Raw genomic sequence first — 8,479 nt, forward strand, 5'->3', positions numbered from 1 at the left:
CTGTGGTTAATGATGGTATAATGTCATTATCCACAAAATCAACTCGGGATGACTGCCCTTTTTTAACCATTTCATATCGAACTCAGGTTAAATACTAACTGATAATCAACGGGGCCGGACTAAAAGAAATAATAAAGATCACCAATGCCAGCCACCCGATGATCTTACGCTTCAGGTCGAGAGGTTCTTCAACTAAAGAGGGTGGGTGATAAATGCCAAGAAAACGCCCCACGATCACTGCGAATAACAACCATCCTGAATACCCCTGGACTGTAGGCTCTATCAATGAGATAACAAACTGTGTGGTAAATATGATCAATGCATACATGAGTGTGGTCATTGACCCTTTGCGCAGGCCTTTGAGTGCAATATAGAGAAACAGTATATAGAGCGGTATACTCAAAAACAGGTTGTCATCATACGGTGTAATATAGCCCAGGCCTGCATAAAACAAAAAGGCAAAGAAAACTACTGTCGCCACCTTTTTATGTTTTTTATAACCAATCAGCCCATACAGCACATGTCCCCCATCCAATTGCCCTATCGGCATCAGGTTAAGCGCAGTGAACAACAACGCCAGAAAACCTGCGAAAAGCCAGGGGTAATGCATCATTTCATGGGCGTTAGGTATTCGTGCAGGGTCCTCCACTACATATTTTTCAAAAAAGAGAAACAACAGAGGCTTTCCTACGGATATACTGAGCACCGAATCAGATTGCTGCTGATAAACTTTTTCCTGATAATCGGCACCATATTGTTCATATTCCGGATGGATCTCAAAAATATATTCCGGCTCCGGCAAGTGGGTAAAACCATAGTAAAGTACCCCGAGAGCTATTATAAAACCAGCCACAGGGCCTGCTACTCCTATATCAAAATGTAGTTTCTTAGAGTGCACATGCTCTTTTATCCTGATAAGAGCTCCCATAGTGCCTATAAACCCTGGAAGTGGTGGTAGCGGGATATAGTAAGGCAGCGTAGTTTTTACTTTATGATACCTGGCCGTAAAGTAGTGTCCAAATTCATGTACTGTAAGAATAAGCAATAAGGGGACAGAGTATTTCAGGCCGTGACTGAAATCTGCCCAACTGTAATCCGTAAGTAACCAGATCTTTCCATGTATCCACCATTCTCCTGCTATCGTGGTAGTAAAAAAGGTGATAACAAACAGTGATAGGTGTATTAAGTATGTTCTGACGTTTTTATTCATTCAAAAAAATTTGTCAGCGTTTCTGACGAAGTCACATGCAGTACCTGAATCCCTAAGTTAGCTGCTCCTTTTATATTATCAGCATTATCGTCTATAAATAATGCATCCTCAGCGTCAATATTGTTTTCTTCAAGTACCATCTGATATATCTCCGCATCGGGTTTTCTTTTATTGATGAGATGCGAATAGTACTGTTTGTGGAAATAAGGATCAAAAGAATCTGTACCGTGAACAGCGAGCACCTCGCGAACCCGGTTCATGTGAATGGTGTTGGTGTTGCTCAGTAGCATCACCTGATGGTCATGCTGCAATCTTTTCAACATGCTAAGCCTTTCAGCAGGTATATCCAGGATCATGGCGTTCCATGCGCTGTCTATGTCGGCATCAGGGCCATAAAAAGAAAGCAACCCGCGCAGAAAAGATCTGAATTCATCATCACCAATAGCTCCTGTTTCGTACTTCTTGAATTCATCATGATGCAGATATTGCTCTTTTATAAAGTCCGGGGTTTTCCCTCCAAGCTTTGCGAGTTCGTCAATAGTCTTTTGTATGCTCAGGTTGATGATCACCCCTCCCAGGTCAAATATTAAATTATTTACTTTTCTCTGTCTCAAATTTGATAACTTTGTTGTTGTGTAATTCGGAGCAAATATGTAACATTGCAATCCCAATTTCAAGGAGATAGCTGATGTAAATACAGCAAATTTCCTGAAGGGCCTATAGCTCAGCTGGTTAGAGCACTTGACTCATAATCAAGGGGTCCCTGGTTCGAGCCCAGGTGGGCCCACATTAAAAAGGCATGGCAGCAGCTATGCCTTTTTTTTTATTGTACATGTTATTGGGTCCCGATTGAGCAATAGCGAACATCGGCAAGCCCAGGTGGGCCCACGGAATAAAAAGCATGGCGGTAGCTATGCTTTTTATTTAAATATTGTTGGGCGAGAAGCCTGTCCCGATACTGGGGAAGTTGGAAATCGGCAGAAGCAGTTGGCAAAGGGTAAACCAGAGCCAAGGTAGAACCCTTTGAACCCCTACTACCGCGTCTTCCTGAAATTTTCGGAGGACAGCGGAGAAAATTATTAAGGATCTCCCCAACTCCAGGCAATGTCACGGATCCGGGAGATTTCTGAGCTCCGCTGTGCTACCTCAGGAATGACGGTAAGAGAGTAGCTGCGTCAGGGATGAACAATCCTGATAACTATAAAGTGAAAAGAATCCTGAATCTGGTATCAAAACAAGAGCCGGTGACATTTTCTGAAGAAGAATTAAAGCAGGCTCAGGATGAACGGACAGATGTGATAGCAAGAGGATTGGAAAAGTATAATGATTTTGCTCAGCAAAGAAAAAACGATAAAAACACTGGAAGCTGAAATGAACTATGAGTTATCAAATCAGCCAGGCGACTCAAAAGCAACCGGAAAATAACAAATTGTTTTCGAGAGGCAGCGATATACAGGTTGCCTCTATTATCTACACCTGCTACTACGTACTAACAGATATATTAAAACCTTTTATAAATTCCTCCGCCTCTTCAAAAGCATCTTCCACGGTATCAAACAGCTTTCTTTTCCCGCGATCATCTCTTACATTAAGCCCGGCCACTTCTATAAGCCTCAGCGCTCGTTTTCGATTTACACGTACAAAAGCGGTATATGGACCATCCCCGGAGTTGGGGTCGGTCATACTTACGTCAATATAAAATACATAGCCCCTATGGACAATTGATCTATTGAGTTTAGTCATGATCAAGGCCATTTTTACATATATATTTTACGGTTCCTCCAGAAAAATAACCACCCCAATCAGGTGGAATACTTATAATTGCGATTAAGCGACTTATCAGGCAAACCAATCGCAACAGCACCACTCCTTCGAGTATAAGCCGCTTCCATTTTATTATACCTCTGTTGCCCAACAAGTTTAGTCTTTGGCGCCTGACTTTTATAAGTAAATCAATATTTTTCAAATAAACCCATCAAAGATCTAATAGCACCAGAATTGTTCCCAGAAAAATTAATGTTCATCAATAACATTTTAAACATCATGCGGTTTACCTTAAAAGATTATTCGATTTTATCTGCCATATATTACATCATAGGTCATGAAAAACAGCCGGAATATTTTGAACTTCTTAGCCCTCAACAGGTTTGTGGTCAAAAATTCAACTTTTGATAATGAGTTCCCGAATATACCTGCTTTGAATGGTTTCGAATAACACGTTCATTTCTTTTATAAACAGCCTTGCCAATGCTGGCATCCAGTATGTCGTTCTGGGAGGAGTAGCGTCTGCTTTTTACGGGCACATACAACCTGTTTCCAAAATTGACCTTTGGCTGGCTTCACAAAAGGAAAACGTAGAAAAGCTAAACAGTTTAATACAAACGGATTCAGACAAATACAGCTTCACAGCCTTTCAAAGTATCTATAGAGAACCTCATACAGACGAAAGTTTGCTGATAGCCTTTTCATTTAAACTCCATGCCTTTGAGGCGAGTGACTTTGACCTTTGCTACGCAAGACGCGAAAAAGCAGCAATTAACAACACAATCATTCCTATTCTCAATCTCGATGACCTTTTAACAGAAAAAATTGCTTCCGGTGATCCTAAAGAAGAGGTAGCGATAAGAGTACTGCAGAACGCCCAAAATATCCGGCAGTCGCTTTGAGTAGAAAGACAAGCTCGTTATGCTGTGGTCAATTTACTTTACGCTGATCATCCTATCTCAAAAGAAAACCGCTATTACTTTATCAATAGAACAATTCAAGTGCTCTTTCTGATTAATAATAAAATCGACCATTTTTATACAAATTACAACTAAAAACTTACAATTGTGATGCTTCCCACTAGTTTTTTGATTTAATTAGGATTTTCTACAGCTATAAACATAGTAATAGATGCCTTCGACCAAACAGTTGGATCAACCATATTTTGATCGTGTCTCCGACTCAGTACTGATTATTAGTGGTGAAGGAACTGTTCAATATGCTAACCCAGCATTCCTGAAGTTGTCGGACCATAAAGAAGGGGATGTAATAGGCAAACCCATAGATGCCTTGTCTATGGATGAAGCATTCAACTATTTCTTTTGGAATAACAGTTCTCGCCTCAAAGATGGTAAAACCTTTAGCCTTCAGGTTATCAGGCCCAACAGGGAAGGTAAGCTTTCGTATTACCATGTTGAACTAATGGCTGTTGATGAATCTTCTGACAACAGCAGGTATTTTATTATGGTCATTAGAGATATTTCCCGGGCGCTTGATAAGTCAGAGCGATTCCGCTTGCTTGAATCCGAGCTGCTCCAGGCTACAAATACACTAAAGCACCTGCTGTACAAATCATCGCACGACTTGCGCGCTCCAATTGCCTCCATTAAGGGTCTGGCCACTCTTGCCCGAAAGAACAAACTCGATACCGATACGCTTAACTACCTGGATCTCATCCTCACAAATAGTTCAAAAATGGACTCCCTGCTCTATGATCTGCGTAAGATCTACACCATATATCTCGGACAGTTTAAAAAAGAGCAGATCGATTTTAAAAAACTTTTGGCAAAAGTGCTTAAGGCCCTAAAACACGATTCGCTGCTTAGCGATACAGCTATAGACACTAATATACAACTGGAGACACCGTACTCGGGCTATAGATTTCTTCTTGAAAGGATCTTTTGGAATCTCGTGGATAACGCCTTGAGGTACAGAAAGTGTCACACCAGCGGGTCAACCCACCGTGTAACCATTAATATCGAACGCTGCCAGAAAGGATTATCCGTTTCTATTCACGACAATGGTAAAGGCATTTCGCAATATATTCAATCAAGGATGTTTGAGATGTTTTATAAAGGCGAGCACAATGAAAGTCGTAATGGTATGGGGCTGTTCATAGTTAAGACGGTTATAGAAAAACTCAACGGCTCAATAGAAGTGGATAGCGAACCCGGGAAAGGTACTAAAGTAAAAGTCACCTTGCCGGAGTAACAGTGAAGTCGCCCAAGAATAACAGCCAAAGGATTGAGTCGTATTTCCATTCAGCGTCTTATGCCTTAAGGGATTGCCAAGCTATTGCCGAACTTTAAATGTCACCTCTTTCCCGAAATAACCGGTAAGATTCCGGGCTTTTCTTTCCAACTTACTGCTCACCGTATTATTGAACTCCCCGAATAGGTCCACCTCCACTACTATTTCATCCCGTTTCACCGTTCGCTTCCAGGTACCTGCCACCCGGCCGTTGACGGAATCAATCCTCTCTTAATGCACGCCAGGGAAGAGGGAATTGCCGCACTTCGTTACCGATGACGATAAGTTGTGAGTTTTCTTAAAGCCACTATTAAAAAAACTTGCTTCTTTTTTAAAATTCTATTGTCGGAAAATGAGATAATTTTTCTTAAATTCCATGAAATTTTTTAATGTAATTATGATTCGCTGGCTTATAACACTCCTTCTTCTCTCCTCCTTTGATTTATTTGCTCAATCCGAAACAGATAGAAGACTGGCCCTGATCATTGGGAATGCCGACTATCAAAACGCCAATAAGCTATTAAACCCGGTCAATGATGCCCGCTCCATGAAAAATGCATTAACAAAACTGGGTTTTGAAGTGATGGAATATGAGAACCTCACTCAACGTGAGATGAAGCAGGTAATTGATGAATTTGGCCGCAGGCTGGAAAACTACGGAGTAGGCTTGTTTTATTTTGCCGGTCATGGCATCCAGGCCAATGGCAACAACTATCTTATTCCTATTGAGACCAATTTAACAACTGAACAACAGATAGAGTACGACTGTGTGCGGGCCGACCGCGTGCTCGGCCTGATGGAATATGCAAAAAGCAAGGTGAACATTGTGATCCTGGACGCCTGTCGCAACAACCCATTCCAAAGGAGTTGGAGCCGGTCTGCCAACAGCGATGGACTTGCTTTTATGAACGCCCCCAGTGGCTCCCTTATCGCCTATGCCACTGCACCGGGAAAAACGGCCTCTGATGGCACAGGCAGCAATGGTTTATACACAGAAGCCCTGCTGCAAAACCTATTTACCCCTGACCTCACCATTCTCCAGGTTTTCCAGAATGTAAGAAGAGCAGTGGTGGACCAATCCGGCCAGCGGCAGATCCCCTGGGAATCTACTTCGCTTATTGGTGACTTTTACTTTAACAAAACCCAGGTAGGAAGCCAGGAGCAAAAGAGCACTCATAAGCTTACTGCAAAAACTACAACAGACGCTAATGTAAGCACCACTCAGCACCTGAACTCCCGGGCTATATGGAAATCCGATGAAAAGGAGTGGCATTTACTTGATAATCAGATGCAAATCGCCAGTAGAACCACCTATTCATATGTTGATGATGACCTGCTGGCTTATGACCCAATCACCAGGGTAAGCTACCTTTTAAAGGACTATGCGAAGCTTATGGATAACATTTTCCGGCCGGCAGACATCATCTCTGAATATGATGACTACCTCTGGCGGTCAAAAAGCCTGAGTTTTTATGTGTATGATAAGGGCAAGAGTATCAGCCAAGAGATCACCCACTCCAAATCTGACGATGACATGCTTGTCTATCACCCTGCTACAAACACCACTTTGGTGCTGGACAACTACTATCAACTGCAGGATAATAAGCTGCGGCCGGCTCAAGTTATCTCGAAAACACAAAACATATTCTGGAAATCAAAAGACAATATGTTTCTCTTTTTCGTCAAAGGAGAGCAGATAGCAACCTCTACCTCTTCTGCCTTTTCGAATAACGATCTGCTGGTATACTACGACAAAACAGGGGCTACTTATCTGCTAAAAAATTTTTCCAATCTGCAGGATAACCAACTTCGGGAGGCTCAACTTCTTAGCGATCAGCGCTCCGTATTTTGGAGTGCCTTTGACAACAAATATCATTTGTATGTAAAGGGAAAAAACATTGCCCCTGAGACGAGCAGTACGTGGAGGGGCAGTGATCTGGAAGTAGTACATACAGCCAGCCAAACAACATACCTGCTGAAAAATTTCGCCAACCTGCAGGACAGGCAACTGCGTACGGCCTCCATTCTTGAATCATCAAACCGGGTGCAGTGGAGGGCTGAGAATAACCTCTTTTATGTTCAGGAGAACAACAAAGACATACAGCTTGAAACAGTATATGCTATGGCTGGCAATGACCTGCTGGTTTACCATCCGCAAACTACAAAAACTTATCTACTTGAGAATTACAGCCACCTGCAGGATAATCAATGGCGCCCTGTCAGGTTGCTGTCTACATCATCGTCATCAGTTTTTTGGATGGCAGAAAACAACGTATATTGGCTATATGTACAAGGAAAACAGATAGCGCAGGAAACCACCAATGAAGCCGATGGTAATCACCTGCTCGTTCGTCATTCTTCTTCGGGCTCACGATATCGGCTGACAGATTTTTATTCCCTGCAGGATAAAAAAATCAGGGCAGCAACGGTTCTGGAATTCCACACTGCAAACACTGATGATACTTACAAAAGTAAAGGAAACGCGACATGGAAGGCAAAAGACAAATATTACTGGCTGTATGTAGGTGGTGAACAAATTGCCACACGTACAACCAGTTGCTACAGCGAAAATGATCTCATTGTTTTTGACCCTGTCACTTCTCAAACCTACCTCCTGGAAGATTATAAAAACAACCAGGATGATCAGTTGAGAACGGCCACCCTTTTAAGTGCTCCTGATCATGCTGTGTGGCGAGCCAATGATGCAGGCTACTACATATACTCCAAAGGTGCATGGATCTCCAGTGCGTCCGATGTAAAATCACATTGGGCTGGTAACGACCTGGTTGTTTTTCACACCCCAAGCAACAAGTCCTACAGACTAGAGAACTACAATAGCAGAAAAGATGACCAGCTTCGACCTGCCTATCTGATCAAGTAGTTAGTGCTTGTAAGAAACTCACAACTTATCGTTATTGGTAACGAAGTGCGGCAATCCCCTCTTCCTTGACGTGCATTAAGAGAGGATCACTTCGATTCCTCCTCGTGGCAAGCCCCATTGCCGTCAAGCTAAGAGACATTTAGCCCCAGAGGGCATAGCCGTTAACTTAACAGTAAATATAGTCCCAGAGGAGATACGCGGTAACTTAAAGAAACTATGACTTTTAGAAAATACATGCTTCACACCTTACCCATCAAAAAGCCTGTGCTTTTACTGCAGTCTGTACATGTCTCAAAAGTCAAAGTCATCCCGAGGTAACCAACAACTTTCAGTTGATTTTGAGGATAATGACAATACACCATCATTACCATAGC

7 protein-coding genes and 1 tRNA gene are annotated in these 8,479 nt (G+C 42.3%); 5 read left to right on the plus strand and 3 right to left on the minus strand.

Going from position 1 to position 8,479, the window contains the following annotated elements; all coding sequences use genetic code 11:
* Window positions 1-94 precede the first annotated feature (94 nt).
* Complete coding sequence (locus tag C900_RS25970) at window positions 95-1,210, minus strand: site-2 protease family protein (protein WP_009583397.1); 1,116 nt, start codon at window positions 1,208-1,210, stop codon at window positions 95-97.
* Complete coding sequence (locus C900_RS29535; RefSeq protein WP_009583398.1) at window positions 1,207-1,824, minus strand: HAD family hydrolase; 618 nt, start codon at window positions 1,822-1,824, stop codon at window positions 1,207-1,209. The genes C900_RS25970 and C900_RS29535 overlap by 4 nt, the downstream gene beginning before the upstream one ends.
* Window positions 1,825-1,923: 99 nt before the next feature.
* On the opposite strand from C900_RS29535, the gene C900_RS25980 reads away from it, so the two are divergent.
* Window positions 1,924-1,997 (plus strand) — tRNA-Ile (locus C900_RS25980).
* Window positions 1,998-2,391: 394 nt separating this feature from the next.
* The gene (locus C900_RS25990; RefSeq protein WP_009583403.1) at window positions 2,392-2,580 is read left to right on the plus strand and encodes a hypothetical protein; all 189 of its coding nucleotides are present in this window, start codon (window positions 2,392-2,394) and stop codon (window positions 2,578-2,580) included.
* A 112-nt stretch (window positions 2,581-2,692) separates the two neighbouring features.
* Here C900_RS25990 and C900_RS25995 read toward each other — a convergent pair whose 3' ends face one another.
* Window positions 2,693-2,953, minus strand: coding sequence for a hypothetical protein (locus C900_RS25995; protein WP_157494237.1), 261 nt, complete (start codon window positions 2,951-2,953; stop codon window positions 2,693-2,695).
* Between the two features lie 458 nt (window positions 2,954-3,411).
* Here C900_RS25995 and C900_RS26000 point away from each other — a divergent pair, with 458 nt between their 5' ends.
* From C900_RS26000 to C900_RS29035, 3 genes are all read left to right on the plus strand, one after another.
* Entirely contained in the window at window positions 3,412-3,876 is a 465-nt protein-coding gene (locus tag C900_RS26000) for a nucleotidyltransferase family protein (RefSeq protein WP_009583410.1), read from the plus strand.
* Between the two features lie 229 nt (window positions 3,877-4,105).
* Window positions 4,106-5,185: a PAS domain-containing sensor histidine kinase gene (locus tag C900_RS26005; protein ID WP_009583413.1), complete on the plus strand. Its 1,080-nt coding sequence runs from the start codon at window positions 4,106-4,108 to the stop codon at window positions 5,183-5,185.
* A gap of 436 nt (window positions 5,186-5,621) precedes the next feature.
* Window positions 5,622-8,105: a caspase family protein gene (locus tag C900_RS29035; RefSeq protein ID WP_185114003.1), complete on the plus strand. Its 2,484-nt coding sequence runs from the start codon at window positions 5,622-5,624 to the stop codon at window positions 8,103-8,105.
* Window positions 8,106-8,479 lie beyond the last annotated feature (374 nt).

This window comes from Fulvivirga imtechensis AK7 (genome assembly GCF_000331535.1).
In the GTDB taxonomy this organism is placed as follows: Bacteria; Bacteroidota; Bacteroidia; order Cytophagales; family Cyclobacteriaceae; genus Fulvivirga; species Fulvivirga imtechensis.

Bases quoted from the DNA above. Each gene is read 5' to 3' on its own strand.
- C900_RS25970 (WP_009583397.1), bottom strand. From the start codon at position 1,210: ATGAATAAAAACGTCAGAACATACTTAATACACCTATCACTGTTTGTT.
- C900_RS25990 (WP_009583403.1), top strand. From the start codon at position 2,392: ATGAACAATCCTGATAACTATAAAGTGAAAAGAATCCTGAATCTGGTA.
- C900_RS25995 (WP_157494237.1), bottom strand. From the start codon at position 2,953: ATGACTAAACTCAATAGATCAATTGTCCATAGGGGCTATGTATTTTAT.
- C900_RS26000 (WP_009583410.1), top strand. From the start codon at position 3,412: ATGGTTTCGAATAACACGTTCATTTCTTTTATAAACAGCCTTGCCAAT.
- C900_RS26005 (WP_009583413.1), top strand. From the start codon at position 4,106: ATGCCTTCGACCAAACAGTTGGATCAACCATATTTTGATCGTGTCTCC.
- C900_RS29035 (WP_185114003.1), top strand. From the start codon at position 5,622: ATGATTCGCTGGCTTATAACACTCCTTCTTCTCTCCTCCTTTGATTTA.